This window comes from Pedobacter sp. Leaf176, assembly GCF_001424305.1.
Taxonomy (GTDB): domain Bacteria; phylum Bacteroidota; class Bacteroidia; order Sphingobacteriales; family Sphingobacteriaceae; genus Pedobacter.
The window spans coordinates 119,958-137,042 of the sequence record NZ_LMPD01000001.1; the positions used below are offsets into that span (position 1 = coordinate 119,958).

The 17,085-nt window shown below is 37.9% G+C and carries 17 protein-coding genes; 9 read left to right on the forward strand and 8 right to left on the reverse strand.

What is annotated here, in order from left to right; genetic code table 11:
* Nucleotides 1-57: 57 nt before the first annotated feature.
* Nucleotides 58-303 carry a hypothetical protein gene (locus ASF92_RS00505; RefSeq protein WP_056086257.1) on the reverse strand — a complete coding sequence of 82 codons (246 nt, stop codon included), beginning with the start codon at nucleotides 301-303 and terminating at the stop codon, nucleotides 58-60.
* Nucleotides 300-902, reverse strand: a complete 603-nt coding sequence (locus ASF92_RS00510; protein WP_056086259.1) for a hypothetical protein — start codon at nucleotides 900-902, stop codon at nucleotides 300-302. The genes ASF92_RS00505 and ASF92_RS00510 overlap by 4 nt, the downstream gene beginning before the upstream one ends.
* Before the next feature lie 391 nt (nucleotides 903-1,293).
* Between ASF92_RS00510 and ASF92_RS00515 the strand changes: the two genes are divergently transcribed.
* Nucleotides 1,294-1,665: a hypothetical protein gene (locus tag ASF92_RS00515; RefSeq protein WP_056086263.1), complete on the forward strand. Its 372-nt coding sequence runs from the start codon at nucleotides 1,294-1,296 to the stop codon at nucleotides 1,663-1,665.
* Between the two features lie 39 nt (nucleotides 1,666-1,704).
* Here ASF92_RS00515 and ASF92_RS00520 read toward each other — a convergent pair whose 3' ends face one another.
* Nucleotides 1,705-1,956: a hypothetical protein gene (locus ASF92_RS00520; protein WP_056086266.1), complete on the reverse strand. Its 252-nt coding sequence runs from the start codon at nucleotides 1,954-1,956 to the stop codon at nucleotides 1,705-1,707.
* A gap of 430 nt (nucleotides 1,957-2,386) precedes the next feature.
* Between ASF92_RS00520 and ASF92_RS00525 the strand changes: the two genes are divergently transcribed.
* Nucleotides 2,387-3,769 (forward strand): MBL fold metallo-hydrolase RNA specificity domain-containing protein, encoded by a 1,383-nt coding sequence (locus ASF92_RS00525; protein ID WP_056086269.1) that lies wholly within the window; start codon nucleotides 2,387-2,389, stop codon nucleotides 3,767-3,769.
* 133 nt (nucleotides 3,770-3,902) lie between these two features.
* Here the strand turns inward: ASF92_RS00525 and ASF92_RS00530 are convergent, their stop codons facing one another.
* Both ASF92_RS00530 and proB read right to left on the reverse strand, forming a co-directional pair.
* Complete coding sequence (locus tag ASF92_RS00530; protein ID WP_056086270.1) at nucleotides 3,903-5,150, reverse strand: glutamate-5-semialdehyde dehydrogenase; 1,248 nt, start codon at nucleotides 5,148-5,150, stop codon at nucleotides 3,903-3,905.
* Nucleotides 5,151-5,342: 192 nt separating this feature from the next.
* Nucleotides 5,343-6,422 carry a glutamate 5-kinase gene (gene proB / locus ASF92_RS00535; protein WP_056086272.1) on the reverse strand — a complete coding sequence of 360 codons (1,080 nt, stop codon included), beginning with the start codon at nucleotides 6,420-6,422 and terminating at the stop codon, nucleotides 5,343-5,345.
* A 206-nt stretch (nucleotides 6,423-6,628) separates the two neighbouring features.
* On the opposite strand from proB, the gene ASF92_RS00540 reads away from it, so the two are divergent.
* The 4 genes from ASF92_RS00540 to def all read left to right on the forward strand — a co-directional run bounded on the left by ASF92_RS00540 (nucleotide 6,629) and on the right by def (nucleotide 11,305).
* Entirely contained in the window at nucleotides 6,629-8,782 is a 2,154-nt protein-coding gene (locus ASF92_RS00540) for a S9 family peptidase (protein ID WP_231729710.1), read from the forward strand.
* Nucleotides 8,783-8,877: 95 nt separating this feature from the next.
* Nucleotides 8,878-9,330: a hypothetical protein gene (locus tag ASF92_RS00545; RefSeq protein ID WP_056086279.1), complete on the forward strand. Its 453-nt coding sequence runs from the start codon at nucleotides 8,878-8,880 to the stop codon at nucleotides 9,328-9,330.
* 26 nt (nucleotides 9,331-9,356) lie between these two features.
* On the forward strand, nucleotides 9,357-10,589 hold the full coding sequence (locus tag ASF92_RS00550) for a pitrilysin family protein (protein WP_056086283.1): 1,233 nt from the start codon (nucleotides 9,357-9,359) through the stop codon (nucleotides 10,587-10,589).
* Between the two features lie 155 nt (nucleotides 10,590-10,744).
* Nucleotides 10,745-11,305 carry a peptide deformylase gene (def, locus tag ASF92_RS00555; RefSeq protein WP_056086286.1) on the forward strand — a complete coding sequence of 187 codons (561 nt, stop codon included), beginning with the start codon at nucleotides 10,745-10,747 and terminating at the stop codon, nucleotides 11,303-11,305.
* A 45-nt stretch (nucleotides 11,306-11,350) separates the two neighbouring features.
* Here def and ASF92_RS00560 read toward each other — a convergent pair whose 3' ends face one another.
* From ASF92_RS00560 to ASF92_RS00570, 3 genes are read right to left on the reverse strand one after another with little or no spacing between them, the layout of a single operon-like run.
* Complete coding sequence (locus tag ASF92_RS00560; protein ID WP_056086288.1) at nucleotides 11,351-11,992, reverse strand: hypothetical protein; 642 nt, start codon at nucleotides 11,990-11,992, stop codon at nucleotides 11,351-11,353.
* 46 nt (nucleotides 11,993-12,038) lie between these two features.
* Nucleotides 12,039-12,284: a NifU family protein gene (locus tag ASF92_RS00565; RefSeq protein WP_056086291.1), complete on the reverse strand. Its 246-nt coding sequence runs from the start codon at nucleotides 12,282-12,284 to the stop codon at nucleotides 12,039-12,041.
* Nucleotides 12,285-12,318: 34 nt separating this feature from the next.
* The gene (locus ASF92_RS00570) at nucleotides 12,319-13,395 is read right to left on the reverse strand and encodes an Mrp/NBP35 family ATP-binding protein (protein WP_056086296.1); all 1,077 of its coding nucleotides are present in this window, start codon (nucleotides 13,393-13,395) and stop codon (nucleotides 12,319-12,321) included.
* A gap of 131 nt (nucleotides 13,396-13,526) precedes the next feature.
* Here ASF92_RS00570 and ASF92_RS00575 point away from each other — a divergent pair, with 131 nt between their 5' ends.
* The 3 genes from ASF92_RS00575 to ASF92_RS00585 all read left to right on the forward strand — a co-directional run bounded on the left by ASF92_RS00575 (nucleotide 13,527) and on the right by ASF92_RS00585 (nucleotide 17,058).
* Nucleotides 13,527-15,683: a transglycosylase domain-containing protein gene (locus ASF92_RS00575; protein WP_056086298.1), complete on the forward strand. Its 2,157-nt coding sequence runs from the start codon at nucleotides 13,527-13,529 to the stop codon at nucleotides 15,681-15,683.
* Nucleotides 15,684-15,802: 119 nt separating this feature from the next.
* Nucleotides 15,803-16,345 (forward strand): hypoxanthine phosphoribosyltransferase, encoded by a 543-nt coding sequence (hpt, locus tag ASF92_RS00580; protein ID WP_056086303.1) that lies wholly within the window; start codon nucleotides 15,803-15,805, stop codon nucleotides 16,343-16,345.
* Between the two features lie 53 nt (nucleotides 16,346-16,398).
* Nucleotides 16,399-17,058 carry a phosphatidylserine decarboxylase family protein gene (locus tag ASF92_RS00585; protein WP_056086305.1) on the forward strand — a complete coding sequence of 220 codons (660 nt, stop codon included), beginning with the start codon at nucleotides 16,399-16,401 and terminating at the stop codon, nucleotides 17,056-17,058.
* Nucleotides 17,059-17,085: the final 27 nt, after the last annotated feature.

Sequence of the window (17,085 nt, forward strand, 5' to 3'; positions counted from 1 at the left end):
TCAGTATTAGGTAAGTCCTTCCATATTATTGGACCAGCAACCTATACCAAAAAGTGATTATAAATTTCTCAATTTACGCTCCGCTTTAATTTTCTTAATACTTACCAAATTAGTGAGTATAATTGGCGATAAGGCAATTGGAATTACCGTTAAGGGCGTAAAGCCTTTTTTAAAGGTTAAAAACAGGCCTAAGCAAAACAATACCAATAGCATTCCTGCCAGCGTGTAAGTTACTGAGCTTACCATCTTTTCTCTTTTGAGTAACGCTTCGTCACTCAATTCTTCCAATTTTACTTCTGTCATTTTAATTTTTTATTTAGCGTTAATTCTATGTTTTTTACTGCACCAATTGGAGCAATTTTAACGGCCTTATTTCCTTTTGCTACGTAAAAGTAATAGATACTATTTACATCAATGAGGTAGATTACTTCTGATTCACCACTGTTATAGTTTAAGGTATGGTCGTACTTAATTGTGTTATTGTTTATTTTGTTCGCTAATTTTTTCCCTTGCCCAAGCCCTATGCCGATAAAGAAGGAGAATAATCCGCACGCTAAAAGTACAGCAAAAAAACGTGTATAATGATCACCTACTTCTTCCTCGCTAAGCATTTCGGTATTTTTTAACCCTGATAGTTTTTGCGCCCATTTTTTGTCTCGTTTGTTGGCTAAAAAAGCCGGATAGGCGTACAGAATTACAGCAAAAATAATTACCGCTGCAAATACAATAAGGTTAGAGGTTAAAGTTGCAATCGGACTAATTAAAATATCCATTATAGTAGAATATTTTAAAATATTAATGTCAATCTGGTAGTAAAAAATACTCTCTTTAAGTATGCCCAGCACAACAAGGAAAAGATAACCAAAGGGAAGTAATTTCTGTAAATTAACTGAAAATTTCATCTATAGAGCGTTTGCCAGGATAAACATAAGATAAGCAAAATGCATATGTCCACAAAATAAAAAATATTCACTTATAAAAAAATTTTGTTCTTAATCAACCAACACTTTCATTAAATTCCTATAAACTAAACAGTTCATCGATTAGAACATGTTCTTAAGTTCTATTTAGCCAAATACATTAAATGCATTAATTCATCCTCCGAAAGGGTCAAAACCATTGTGCTGTCATTCAATTAATTATAACTGATACAAGTCCAATTTATCGGATGGAACACTTATATTTTTTTCTTTAAAAATATCTTTGGCACAGTCGTTGTAAACAGTCTGTTACATTTAATTATCCGAATCGGTTGTCTACCCCAGCCGTTTCATAAACTTTGAAAAACAAAACATGAAAAAGACAGTTCAAATTTTCAGCATGCTTTTGATAGCATTAACCGTAATGGCATCTTGTAAAAAAGATACTGACCCGGCAGACAGAGATCTATTTGTAGGTACTTACAGAGGAACCGTTTCCTATAGTAAAGGTGACACACAGATAACCAGTACAGATGGTAAGGTAACCGTAACAAAAGTAAATGATACTTACAGTTTCTTTTTTGGTAACAATATCCCTGATATCACCGGGGTAAAATTCCAGGAAAGCGGAAATACGTACATCAGTGTCGGTACGGGCGTCATTGGTATTACAATAGATGCGAGCACCTTGAAAATAGGCGTTTCAAATACGAATGGAACCTGGACAGCGAACTGTACCAGATAATTTAAAAAGGAAAAGTCCCGGTTTAGCCGGGACTTTCTGTTATAATTCCTCTTCATCATCCTCTTCTTCAGGCACATACTTCTCAATTGCCTGCCCAATTGCATTAACTTCTTCATCTTCTTCAAAAATGGGAAGTTCAGTTTTGTAATCCATTTTTAACCAAATGGAAGAAGTATCTTTCTGAATTTGAATGTACTCTTTACCATCTTTAAAAATGGTATATGAATCATTACCCTCAGGAAAAACCGAATAATTTACCGGTCCTATTTCTATATCAAACGGCTCTTGCATTGCTGATGTTTTTCTTCAAAGATAAAGCTTTAAAATATTAAAATCAGCCTGAATTAAGGATTTGAAAATGAATGGTTCTGTTTTTCATGAATTTGGCAGCCCCGCTTTTTGCTAACTAAAGCAAAAAACTTTGCGTTTCGCTGCTATAGGGTTTATAAATTTTGGTTGTGAAAATAGCAATGCCGTTTTCCACTTAAATCCGCTAAAAATGGAAAGCCCGTAAACGAGAAATGAGTGTAGAATGAAATAGAAATCGGGGCTGAATGAACAAAAAAGCTACCGCAATTGCTTTCCAAAAAATAATGTTAAAATTTAAATCCCTGAACATTAAAATATTCAGACTGCAATAACAAAAAATTACCTGCTATTGTTTAAAAATTCCAGCAATTATACTACTTTACACCAAACAATTTACCCTACAGAAAGAAAGATGAAGTTAACGTTTTGGGGCGCCGCAAAACAAGTAACAGGAAGTATGCACCTGCTCGAAGTGGGGCATTATAAAATACTCATAGATTGCGGTTTAGATTATGAAAAAGAAACCTACCAGGAAGAAAATCAGCAGTTTCCATTCGATCCGGCCAGCATTAATCTGGTTATTTTAACGCATGCACATATCGACCATTCAGGCAACTTACCAACCCTGGTTCGTATGGGTTTTGATGGCCAGGTACTTTGCACGCCCCCAACTGCTGACCTAACTTCTATTTTATTATTCGATTCTGTAGAGCTTTTTTTAAGAAAACAAAATCGAAAGCCACGCACAAAACGCGGCAATTTCAGCGGACCGAAGCCTTTGTATCTCCACAAACACGTGATGGATACAATAGATCGTTTTGTAACCATCGCTTTCAATAAACCATTTAAAATCAACGGCGATATCAGTTTGACCTTCGTTCCTGTTGGACACTTATTAGGTGCTGCGGCAGCTGTTTTAACCATCAATGATAATGGCCAGGAAAAAAGAATTGCTTTTTCCGGTGATATCGGAAGAGAAAATTATCCGGTTTTGGTAAAACCAGAACCAATCCCTGAGGTAGATTATTTCATTTGCGAGTCTACCTATGGCGGCCGGTATCACACCAAAGACCAAACGCTGGAAGAAAGATTAGTCAAAGAAATCGAAGAAGCCTGTATTAAAACTCCAGGGCGATTAATTATTCCCGCCTTCAGCATTGGTAGAACACAATCCCTTGTGTTTGCACTAAACCAAATCTTTACTAAAAAATTATTGCCTCCCGTACAAATTTTCGTGGACAGCCCCATGGCGATACAAGCCACAGATGTTTACCGGAAACACCATAGTCTGGTTAATCAGGAAGCGAAAGATTTTTATAAAACCATGGGTGATGAGTTTGAATTTGAGCATCTCGCCTACGTCCAGACAATGAAAGAAAGTAAAGATGTTTCTAACTATTTCGACCCTTGTATCATCATTTCTTCTGCAGGTATGTTGGAGGGCGGACGTATTCAAGACCACCTTTACTATAATATCCAAAATTATTACTGTACCATTCTTTTTATTGGCTATTGCGCCAAAGGAACGCTTGGTTACAAGCTTTTGAGCGGCGCGCCAATTGTGAAAATCAAAGATCGTGAAATGATGGTTTATGCCACCATTCGCCAAACCGATTTACTCAGCGGTCACGGCGATCACGACGATTTAATCCGAACAGTAAAACAGACCGGTCAACCCAAAAAAGTTTTTTTGGTACATGGAGAAGATAAAAGTTTACAAAGTTTAACTGCCGCATTGCAAGAAGATGGCTTTGATGTGGTAGCTCCGGAACGTGGAGAAGTGTTTGAAATTTAGTTGTTAATTGGTTCATTGGGCGACAGCCCTTAACAATGGTTATTGCAACATATTGGTTGTTTCAGGAAAAAAACGGACTGGCTAAACTTTACATTGTCGATGCATCGATCTTCCACTTCCCTCTAATCTGCCATCAAGCCCGCACTTGCCCATTGCCCCGTACTACCCATTTATAGCTGGTCAAAGCTTCCAATGCCATTGGTCCGCGGGCATGAAGCTTTTGCGTACTTATGCCTATTTCCGCCCCCAAGCCAAATTGAGCGCCATCGGTAAAACCTGTTGATGCATTGGCATAAACCGCAGCTGCATCTACTTCATTTAAAAACCTCGTGATGTGGTCAGCATCTTCCGAAATGATGGCCTCACTATGTTTGGAGCTATAATCTGCGATGTGATTCAAGGCTGCATCAAAATCATCAACAATTTTGACAGCCAGTTTTAAGGATAAAAACTCCGTTCCAAAATGTGCTCCCGTTGCATGGCTTAAAAGTTCAGCAGGGTAAGAATTTTTTAAAACTTCAAAACTTCTCTCGTCTGCAAAAAGTGCCACTTCTCCTTTAGCCAAAGGCGACAGGAGTTTGTCCAAATCTGTTAACCTGCTATTATGAATTAAAACACAATCAAGCGAATTACAAACACTCACTCTTCTTGTTTTCGCATTAAATATTATGGCTTTACCTTTTTCCAAATCACCGGACTCATCGAAATAAGTGTGTACAATTCCTGCTCCGGTTTCGATTACCGGAATTTTACTGTTTTCACGAACATAATTAATCAGCGACTGACTTCCGCGAGGAATCAATACATCAACGAAACCTCTTGCATGAAGTAAAGCTTCTGTAGCAGCTCTTTCAGCAGGCAGTAAAATTAAAACATCAGGGTTAATTTTATGCTTTGCAATAATACTATGAATTAATTTTACAATGGCCAAGTTTGAAAATTCTGCGTCACTTCCACCTTTTAAAACGGCTACATTTCCCGTTTTAAAGCAAAGCGAAAATACATCGGCAGTGACATTCGGGCGAGCCTCATAAATAACACCAACCACACCCAGCGGAACGCGAATCTTTTGAATTTGAAGTTTATTTTCTAAGGTTTTATCGGAAAGGATTTCACCCAGCGGACTTTTTAAATCAACTACATTCTTAAGATCATTAGCAATATCAGCAATGCGTTGTTCTGTTAGTTTAAGTCTATCATATTTCGGATCTTCAATGGGCATTCTAGCCAAATCTTTTTCGTTTTCAGCTAAAATTTCTGGCGTATGCAAAACTAAAGCCTCAGCTAAATCAGCTAAAACTTTATTGGTGGTTTCTTTGCTCAAGCTAATCATGGTACGGGTAGCTTGCTTGGCCTTTTCGAAGTAACGTTTGTAGTTCATTTTTTAGTATCAATTAGCGAGAATCAAGTATCAAGATTTGCTGATGTTGTTCAATTATTAACACAGAGGCCGCTGAGTTTACACAAGGACACCAAGGCCTAAATATAGCTCAGTGTTTCTCTGTGCTTTTTCTTTGTGTGCTTTGTAGTTAAATTGTTTACAAGCTTTGGTCTTTCTGCTTTAATCTTTAGCTTAGATGGCTGAATAAAAATAATCATAATGTACCAGCGCCTTTTGTTTTTTCTGCCCGATTCTTTCTTTTGCTTTATCCGAACCGTATTCCGCAATGCCTAAACCAATTAACCGGTTTTGTTCGTCGATGATTTTAATGATATCACCCTTCAAAAAATCAGACTGTATTTCTGTAATACCAATAGGTAATAAACTTGTCGCTTTTCCAGAAGTTAATACACTTTTTGCGCCGTCGTTCAGTTTCACTACGCCTGTTGCCGATGTTTCTGAATGGGCAATCCATCTTTTTTTACCAGACTTAATTTTTTCTGGAACGAAACGGGTATGTACAATTTCATTATTTGTTAATGATGTTAAAACATTATCTTTTGTTCCATTCGCAATATGAACGGTTATACCAAGTTTAGCTACCTTTCGGGCCATAGTCGATTTTGTTAACATTCCGCCACGTCCGAATTGCGATTTACCCGTCTGGATAAATGAGGCCAGATTTGAAACCGGGCCCGAGATTTCTTCTATTACTTGCGAGCCAGTCGTGTTCGGGTCTCCATTGTAAATTCCGTTCACATTAGAAAGAATAATCAACGCATCAGCATTTAACATTGAGGCGATTAACCCTGCCAGTTCATCATTATCGGTAAACATCAATTCGGTTACAGAAACTACATCATTTTCATTTACTACAGGGATCACCTCATTCTGTAGCAAAATCTGAATACAGTTTTTCATGTTTAGGTAATGCGCCCTGTCACGGAAATCTTCTTTTGTTACAAGAACCTGTGCACATTTAATTTTGTGCGGCTCGAAGAAATTAGCATAGGTATTTATCAGTTTTACCTGACCAATTGCTGCTAATAATTGTCGTGTGGTTACGGCGTCTTGCTTTTCGGAAACTTTAATTAGGCTTCTGCCCGAAGCCACAGCGCCCGAAGAAACCAAAATTACTTCGACGCCTTGTTTTTTTATTTCGGACAGTTGGTCTGCCAAATGCCGAATCCGCGATTCATCAGGTAAGCCGTTAGCCTGTGTAATTACATTCGACCCAACCTTGACAACGATTTTTTTGTATGCTAATTTCATTGGCCTTTCCAACCCCTCCTTTGAAGAGAGGCATTTAATAAATTTAATATTGGCAATTTAACATCTATTTTTTTCAATTGGAGTGAATATCAACAGGATGGCGAATTTTTGCGAAAATAATAATTTGGCTGATTAAACCTTTAACGTGTTGAAATCAAAAATCTAACATAAATTCGTTAAATTGCATCAACCTGAACCAAACCATCATGATGAAACGTATTTTACCCTCGCTGATTTTGCTTGGCGCAATTACAGCTTGCAACAACCCAAAAAAACAAGAAATGAATTCTATAAAATGGCCTGATGCTAATCCGCCTATAGCCGAAATTAAACCTCATAAAAGAATTATTCACGGCGATACTGTGGTGGATAATTATTATTGGATGATTGATTATTTTAAGAAAGGACCTGATAGCACGAAAGTTGTCGATTATTTGAAAGCTGAAAATAAATATCTGGATACAATGATGAAAGGGACGGAAACGTTTCAGGCAGATTTGTTTAAAGAGATGAAAGGCCGTATTAAAGAAAAAGATGAATCGGTACCGGTATTCAAAAATGGTTATTATTACTATAACCGAACTGAAGATGGCCAGCAATACTTTAAATATTGCCGCAAAAAAGGAAGTTTAAATGCTGCTGAAGAAATTTTATTGGATGTTGATGCCCTGGCAAAAGGAAATTCCTACTACAGTGCATCGGGTTTTAGCATCAGTCCTGACAATAAATTGCTGGCTTTTGGAGTTGATAAAATTTCCCGCAGGCAGTACACCATTCAGGTTAAAAATTTAGAAACTGGCGAAATTTATAAGGACGCCATCCCTAATACACAAGGTGCAGTTGCTTGGGCAAATGACAACAAAACGTTCTTTTACACTTCGAAAAATCCCGTTACTTTATTAAGCGAGAAGATTAAGAAACATGTACTCGGAACGGATGCAAAAACCGATGTTGTGGTTTACGATGAGAAAGACAACACGAATTATATAGGCGTTTCTAAATCGAAAAATGACAAATACATTTTCATTGGCTCGCAGGGAACTTTAACTTCTGAATATAGAATGATTGATGCCAACCATCCAGAGGCACCTTTTAAAGTTTTTTCTCCGAGGTTTAAGGATGTATTATATGATGTGCTTCCTGTTGATGATAAATTTTATATCGTTACCAATTGGAATGCTAAGAATTTCCGTTTGATGGAATGTCCGCTGGATAAAACAGCAAAGGAAAACTGGAAAGAAGTGATACCGAATCGTAAAGATGTTTTATTGGAATATGGAGATGAGTTTAAAGATTACCTGGTATTATCGGAGCGAAAAAACGGCTTAACCGAACTACGTGTTTTAAAGAAAGACGGCGGCGATTATTACATCAAATTTGAGGAACCTGTGTACGCCGCAGGCATTGGCTCAAACCCTGAATACAATGGCAAAATGCTTCGTTATTCTTACACCTCGTTAACTACGCCAAACTCTACCTACGATTATGATTTAGAGAAAAAAGACAAAAAATTAATGAAGCAACAGGAAGTTGTCGGCGGTTATAACGCTGAGGACTATGTAACGGAGCGTGTATTCGCAACAGCGAACGACGGAACGAAAATTCCTGTAGCTTTGGTTTATAAAAAGGGCTTCAAGAAGAATGGACAAGCGCCATTGTTGCTCTATGCATATGGTTCTTATGGCTCGAGCACAGATGCAACTTTTTCATCGCCGAGATTGAGTTTACTTAATCGCGGTTTTGTTTTTGCCATCGCCAATATTCGCGGCGGACAGGAAATGGGTCGCCAATGGTATGAGGATGGAAAGCTGATGAAGAAGAAAAATACATTTACCGATTTTATTGCCGCGGGTGAATACCTGGTGGAGCAGAAATATACTTCTAAAGGGCATTTATATGCCCAGGGCGGCAGTGCAGGCGGTTTATTGATGGGCGCGGTAGTGAATTTGGCGCCTGATTTATGGAACGGCGTAATTGCTGATGTTCCTTTTGTTGACGTGGTAAACACGATGCTCGATGAAACTATTCCCTTAACCACCAATGAGTTTGATGAATGGGGAAATCCGAAGAAAAAAGATGCCTACGATTATATGAAAAGTTACTCTCCTTATGAAAATGTAGAGAAAAAAGCTTATCCGAATATGCTGGTTACAACAGGTCTGCATGATAGTCAGGTACAGTATTTCGAGCCTGCTAAGTGGGTGGCAAAGCTGCGCGCTATGAAGACTGATAAAAACGTTCTGCTCCTTAAAACGAATATGGAATTCGGTCATGGCGGTGCTTCAGGTCGTTTCGATTATTTAAAAGATGTATCGTTAAGATGGGCGTTTCTATTTGCGCTGGAGGGGATAGAGAAATAAAAGCTATTGTCATTCTGAGCTTGTCGAAGAACAATTACGGTTTCGACAGGCTCAACATGACACCCCTTTAAGTTTAAATCGCCTATATTTATCCAATGAACAGTAAATTAAAAACGCTTCAAATCATTCACCTGGCATTATGCGCGGGTGTTTTTCTTTTCGCATTGGTGACCATTTTCCTCAATCGTGAGATCACCTTTTTCGATGCAAATCCGAAAACCACTGCGCCATTTAACCCCATATTTCCGATCGTTGGGTTGATAACCATTTCCGCAAGCATTTTCTTTTTCAAAAATGTGATTGAGAAAATCGATAAATCTGCAGATTTAGATTCTAAAATAAATCAATATCAAAGTGCATTTATTATCAGTTCGGCACTTTTGGAAGGTGGTGCACTTTTTAATACCGTTGGATTTTTCATCACCCAAAATGCCTTTTTCTTGATTTTTGCCATGGCTAATTTTATTTTTCTGATTCTTAAACGGCCAACAAAAGATAAATTGATTTTTGCTTTACAATTGCAATACCCGGATACGGAAGCTTTGTAAGCAAATAGCCTTATCTTTGTCCTCCAATGGAATACAATGTTCATACTTTACCGAATGGTATACGCTTATTGCATGTGCCCTCGGCGTCTACCATATCTCACGCCTGCATTATCGTTAATACGGGCTCCCGCGACGAACCGGATGGCAAAGCTGGTTTAGCACATTTTATTGAACACCTGATTTTCAAACGTACCGAAAAACGCAGTACCAATCAGATTCTGAATCGCCTTGAAAGTGTTGGAGCAGATTTGAATGCCTACACGACCAAAGAATACACTTGCGTTCATGCTTCGTTCCTGAATCCTTATTTAGATAGAACTTTAGATTTATTTAATGACATCATCTTTCATTCTACTTTCCCGGAAGAGGAAATGGATAAGGAAAAAAGCGTTATTCTTGATGAAATAGCTTCCTATCTGGACCAACCCGAAGAAGCCATTAATGATGATTTTGAGGATATGCTTTTTGCTGGAAATTCGCTTGGCAATAATATCCTTGGCACAGCTGCAAGTGTGAGTAATTTCACCCGTGAAGATGTAATCAATTTCCGTAAGGCAAATTATCGAACCGATGAAATTGTAATTGCTGTTTTAGGAAATTATGGCTTCAATAGCTTTGTTAAAAAAGGGACTAAATATTTTGCCGATGTTGAGGAAAATTCTCCCACTTTGAACAGAGAAAAGCCAGTCGTTTTAAATCCAACTTCAACCAATATTTATAAACCGATTATGCAATCGCATTGTATTTTGGGAACTCAAACTTATTCTACTCACGATAAAAACAAAGCAGGGTTAATGCTGCTGAATAACTATTTTGGGGGCAATGGAATGAGTTCGGTTTTAAATCTTCAAATCAGGGAAAAGTATGGTATCGCCTACACCATCGAATCGAATTTTTCACCTTTGAGTGATACGGGAATTTTCTCCATATACTTTGGAACAGATAAGGATAAACACCAGAAAGCGCTCTCTTTAATTTTCAGGGAAATGAAAAAATTGCAAGATAATCCCCTGAATGAATTGCAATTGCAGAAGGCGAAAAACAAATTCATCGGGCAGATTGCTTTAAGTGAGGAGAACAGAATTGGGCTAATTATTTCGATGGCGAAAAGCCTTATCGACCATAATAAAATCGATTCCCTGGAGCAGGTCTTCGAGAAGATTAATAAGGTTACGACCAAAGAAATTGCCGGTATAGCTGATGAGGTTTTGGCTCCTGAAAAACTGAATATTTTTACTTTCAGCCCAATACTGGAATAATTGTTATTTTTGTAAAAACTAAGTGCAGAGTTTGCCTTTAGTTATCTAATTTTCGTCATTGCGAGGTGTGAAGCAATCCTAAAAATATCACTAATGTCTGGCGCATTAAGATTGCTCCGTACCTCGCAATGACGGCCGATTAAAATTATTACACAATGAAATTACCAATAGTAGCATACGGAGACCCTGTTTTAAAGAAAGTAGGAACCGATATCGATAAAGATTATCCTGAATTAAAAGAGCTGATTGCCAATATGTTTGATACGATGTATTATGCAAATGGTGTAGGCTTGGCGGCACCGCAAATTGGCTTACCAATTCGTTTATTCATCGTTGATACAGGAGAAGACGAAGATGGAACGCCTGGCTACAAAAAGGTTTTTATTAATGCCAGAATATTGGAAGAAAGCGGTGAGCCATGGAATTTCAACGAAGGTTGTTTAAGCATCCCTGATATCCGTGAAAATATTCTCCGTAAACCAAACATTAAGGTCAAATATTTTGATGAAAACTGGGTTGAGCATACGGATGACGTTGATGGAATGCCTGCCCGCGTTATTCAGCACGAGTATGACCATATCGAAGGAAAATTATTTACGGATAAGGTAAGCATTTTGCGTAAAACCATGCTTAAAAGCAAGCTGGATGCGATTTCAAAAGGAAACATTAAAACAGATTACAAAATGAAGTTCCCGAATAAAAGCAAAAGAAGATAGAATTTAGAAGGTAAGAGGGGAAAAAGAAACATTTTCCCTTTTTTATTATTCGTTTTCGCTCCTTTTTCTATCACCGTCAAAGATTTGCTGCATCAGCTTACCCCAGGCAAAAGGGTTTAACAAGGGATTTGTCTGAACCATATTTTTATTAATCATCCTGTCGAAATTATACCGGTAATTCTGGCTACTGATTTCCCCACCATCACGAGGCAAAGTCTGAATTAAACCGTTTATAGACGATTTTGAAAGGTTCTTTTTCGCAATTGCAAGGTCATCATCGGCTAGTTTCATGGATAAAAATTCACGGGTAAACTCTTCTGTGGTCGCCCATGGAAAAATACGAACTGTTGGCAAATTAATTACCTCCGATTTCAACTTAACCATGATTGTATATTTACTGTCTGGTGTGGTTTCCGGAATTATAGTAGAGAATTTTTTGTAACCAATTGCGGTAAATAAAATTGTGTCCCCAGGGTTAACAATAAATGTAAAATAACCCCTGTAATCAGCAGCCACGCGCTTACTTTTCTGGGAAAGGTTGGTTATGGTAACGTAAGGAATAACATTCGTACTGTCGATATCTGTTATAATTCCCGAAAATTGAATGAGCTTATCTTGAGCCGGCTTTTGCTGAGCAAAGGCCGTTACAGAAAAAAACAGGCAAATAAGGGCAACACAATATCTCATTAAAACAAAAGTAATTTTAATAATTAAAACCGCTTGTTAAATATTGTTAATCTTGTTCGGCCATATTTACGGCAACAACCGATGTAATCTCTGGAACAGCTTTCATAATTGCTTGTTCAATGCCAGATTTCATCGTCATAAAGCTCATCGGGCAGGAACCACAATTGCCTAAAAGCTTTAGCTTCACAATCCCTTCTGATGTAATTTCTTCAACAGAAACATCACCCCCGTCGGCCATTAAATATGGTCTGATGGTTTCTAATGCCTGTTCTACTTGTTCTGTTAAATTCATTATTTAATTATTAAAATATAAAAATAGTAATTTTTTAGCAATTAGCCATCTGTGCATTGTTAATGGATATCTGCTGCGCTATTTTGCTCGCGATGTCTCCAAATACAACATCCAAAAGAGGGTTTTGAGTTAATGCAACAGGTTTACCGTTATCACCAGCCTCAGCTATGCTTTGTATAATTGGAATTTCACCCAAAAACGGAACGTCAAATCGATCAGCCAATTTTCTGCCTCCACCCCTTCCGAAAATATAATATTTGTTTTCCGGCAATTCTTCCGGGGTAAAATACGACATATTTTCAATTACCCCTAGCACCGGAATATTGATTCCCGGCATACGGAACATGGCTAAACCTTTATGCGTATCGGCCAGGGCAACCTGCTGGGGCGTAGTAACTACAACAGCACCCGAAATCGGGAAGCTTTGTGTGATGGTAATGTGAATATCGCCTGTACCCGGGGGAAGATCGACAATAAGATAATCCAATGCTCCCCAATTGGTATCATTAAATAACTGCTTTACCGCATTTGATGCCATTGGCCCGCGCCAGGGCACCGGCTGACCAGGATCTGCAAAAAAACCTAGTGAAAGCAACTTAATCCCATATTTTTCAATGGGAATAATTTTGGTCTTACCATCTGCGGCTTCTTCAGCGCCAGGTTTTGCATCAACCAAATCGAACATAGTAGGAACCGACGGACCATAAATGTCCGCATCGATTAAACCAACTTTTGCACCATCTTTCGCCAACGTAACAGCCAGATTACTCGCTACGGTCGATTTACCAACACCGCCTTTACCTGATGAAACCAGAATGATGTTTTTTATGGCATCTAATGATGATGAATTGGCTGGCTGTGTAACTCTTGAAGTTACATTTATATTTATTTCCGCATCCGCATAAACGAAATGTTTGATCGCATTTGTACAGGCATTCTTCAGCATATCCTTCATTGGGCATGCGGGCGTAGTAAGTTCGAGTGTGAAATTTATTTGGGTGTCAACTATTCTTAAATCCTTTATCATGTTTAAGGTGACCAGATCTCTTTTTAAATCCGGATCCTCTACATTTTTTAAGGCATCTAAAACTTGTTGGGGACTTATCTGCATCTTATTAATTTAAATTCAAAATTAACAAAACATAGCCATAAATACTTTTATTTAGGCTTTTAAACTGTAATTTTAACACGAAATAAACATTTAATTGTTACGTTTAAGCAATTAACCATTTTAATGACTGTATGCGAATACCTAAGATAAACATCCCTAAAAAATATTTAAAAATTGGTGCCTGGGTTTTAGGTGTTTTTTTAATTGTTTGTATCGCATTGGGGGCGGTTGCCTATAGTAAAAGGGAGGCGCTTTTAAAAAAAATGGTTGCAAAGGCCATAGCGAAGGCAGATAAAGATTATGGCCTCAATGTTAAAATAGGTTCAGCAGGTTTTACAGGGCTAAGCACGGTAAAACTGACGGCCATTTCTGTCGTCCCTAAAGATAGAGATACACTTTCCAACATTGCTGATCTTAGTGTTGGCGTAAAGCTTTGGCCACTGATTTTCGGGAATGTAAAGTTTGCAGAACTTAAACTAAATGAGGGTTTCATTAATGTGGTGCTTAAAGATTCCACTACAAACATTGATTTTATCCTCAAGAGAAAGAAAAAAGATAGCAGCTCAACAAAAAGTAAAGTAAACCTGGCTGATATAGCCAGTAACATCCTTAATGAGGTTTTGTATAAAATTCCGGATGATATGGATGTCAAAAACCTGGTTTTGAAACTCAATGATAATGATACCGCTAAATTGAGCTTTGCGACGGTTGCGACAATTGATGGCGGAGATCTGAAATCTACAATTAATGTTAATAATGGAGAATCGACCTGGCATTTAGATGGTAGCGTAGACCCAGGAGATAAACAACTGAGCATAAGCGCTTATGCTGATGGAAAAAAATTGGAATTGCCTTATCTGAATAACAAACTTCATGCGAAGCTCAGTTTTGATACCTTGCAAACAGAACTTAAAAATGCGAAATATAGTGGTGATGATTACAAAATTTCAGGCTCATGGTCGGTTAAAAACATGCTGATTAACCAGCCTCGAATTGCAGGTAATGATATCGTTATTCAAAGTGCAAAATTAGATGCCGATGTACTGGTTGGCCCCAACTACATTGCGCTGGATAGCAGTTCAACGGCTTATTTAAAGAATGCGTCAATTCACCCTTATGTTAAGTATACGCTGGGTAGAAACAAAATTTACGAATTGAAACTAAACGCTGAAGAACAAGATGCCCAGTCAATTTTCCAGGCCTTTCCACAAGGTTTATTCGAATCATTAGATGGGTTAAAAGTTCAGGGAAAGATAAAATATAACCTGAATTTTTACCTAGACACGGCAATTCCTGATAGTGTAAAATTTAGTTCCTCGCTTAAGCCGGTTAATTTTAAAATAGTACAATGGGGCAAAACAAATCTCCAGAAAATTAACAGTCCCTTCGTTTATACACCATATGAGTACGGTAAGCCCATGCGCGACATTACCATCGGCCCTTCAAACCCAAATTTTACACCACTAAATGTGATATCTAAAAACTTTATAAATTCGGTTTTAACGGCGGAAGACCCTTCGTTTTTCACACATAACGGTTTTGTAGAAGAATCAATACGCAAATCCATTGCGGTGAATTTTAAAGAGAAAAAATTCAAACGTGGCGGAAGTACCATCAGCATGCAGCTGGTGAAAAATGTCTATTTAAGTCGGCAGAAAACTCTGGCGCGTAAAGCAGAAGAAATTTTAATTGTCTGGTTAATCGAACACAACCATTTGGTTAGCAAACAACGAATGCTGGAGGTTTATTTCAACATCATGGAGCTTGGCCAAAATATTTATGGTATCGGCGAAGCTTCAAGATATTATTTTGGGAAACAACCTGCCGATTTAACCATTGGTGAAGGACTCTTCCTGGCGAGTATTGTGCCAAAACCGAAAGCGTCCATGTATAAATTTATGGCTGATGGAGGTCTGAAGCCCTATATGTTTAACTATTTCAGGTTTATGGGCAATATAATGGCCAGGCGGGGTTTAACAGCAGCAGATACCTCTGGCTATGGCTTTTATAATGTTCGCTTAAGAGAAGGGCTGCGCCAGTATTTAGCGCCAGATACGGCGGCGGTTGATACAACCGGCTTCGATGACGATAATGATATGGGTGATGCACCGGTTCTGATGCAGGACCAAAACAAAAATCTTTTCGACCGGATTTTTGGAGGGGGAAAGAAGGATACTGTCAACCGACCCGTTGTAAAACCAACAGATACAGCCAAAACCAAAAAACAATTAAGACAAGAACGAAGGGAACAGCGACGAAAAGAGAAGGAGTTGGAAAATGGTGGATAAATTATAGAAATAATACAAGTTGTTCTAATTTACCGTCTACTTCCTCATCATTTAAAAGACCAGCATTGATAGCTGAATAAGAATGTTGTTTAATCCTTAATGCTAATTAAATCCGGCTCATGCATAAAATAAAAGTAGAAGACAGGGAATTTGAAATTTTCCTGGAAAACGATACCATTAGTAAAAGGATTCGGTTACTTGGTATCCAAATTAACGTGGATTACGAAAACAAGTGTCCTTTATTTATCGGTATTCTAAATGGTAGTTTTTTATTCATGGCTGATTTAATTAAAGAAATTAAAATCCCTTGCGAAATCGCGTTCATGCGTGTTGCATCATACGAAGGGGCGTCCAGTTCAGGACGAGTGAAAGAATTAATTGGCTTACCAGATAACATCGAAGGTCGTGACATTATTATCGTAGAAGATATCGTAGATACAGGTTTAACTTTAACTCATATTGTCAAAACGATTAAAGAAAAAAATCCTTCTTCGTTAAAAGTAGCCTCGCTTTTACTTAAACCTGCGGCTTTAAAACAGGAGATTGAAGAACTATATTATGTAGGATTTGAAATTTCCAACGAATTCGTGGTTGGTTATGGCCTGGATTACAATGGCCTGGGCAGGAATTTAACGGATATCTACAGGGCAACTGAAGCATAAATCTAGTTTGTATTATTTATTTTTCGCACCTTTGTTCAATAATTTCCAATATAATGACCATACATAAAGAAGGCTACACAACAATAGCTTTAAGCATACTGTTTATTTTTGTTATTAATGCATTTATAGATTACAAGTATTATGATCTAACGTGGTTACGCTGGTTTATTTACATATTTTCTGCATTACTTTTTATTATTGTATTACAATTTTTTCGCAATCCGAGCCGCAGCTTTTCAAGCGATGAAAATTTAGTAATCTGCCCCGCAGACGGCAAAGTTGTTGTAATCGAAGAAACTGAAGAAAGCGAATATTTCAAAGATAAAAGACTACAGGTGTCGATCTTCATGTCGCCAGTTAATGTTCACATTAACCGCAATCCGATTTCAGGTGTGGTAAAGTTTTTTAAATACCATCCGGGTAAATACCTTGCTGCATGGAATCCAAAATCTTCTACAGAAAATGAGCGCACAACAACTGTTGTGGAACATAAAAACGGAACGCCTGTTTTATTTCGTCAAATTGCCGGTGCATTGGCCCGCAGAATTGTTTGGTATGTAAAAGAAGGCGATCAGGTTGTTCAGGCAGAACAGTTTGGTTTTATCAAATTCGGCTCAAGAGTAGATGTTTTCCTTCCTGTAGGAACAAAAGTTAACGTAGCCCTTAATGATGTTGTTAAAGGCGGAATTACAACTCTAGCAACATTAAGTTAATTATTTTAACCACCTTAAGGCACCTTA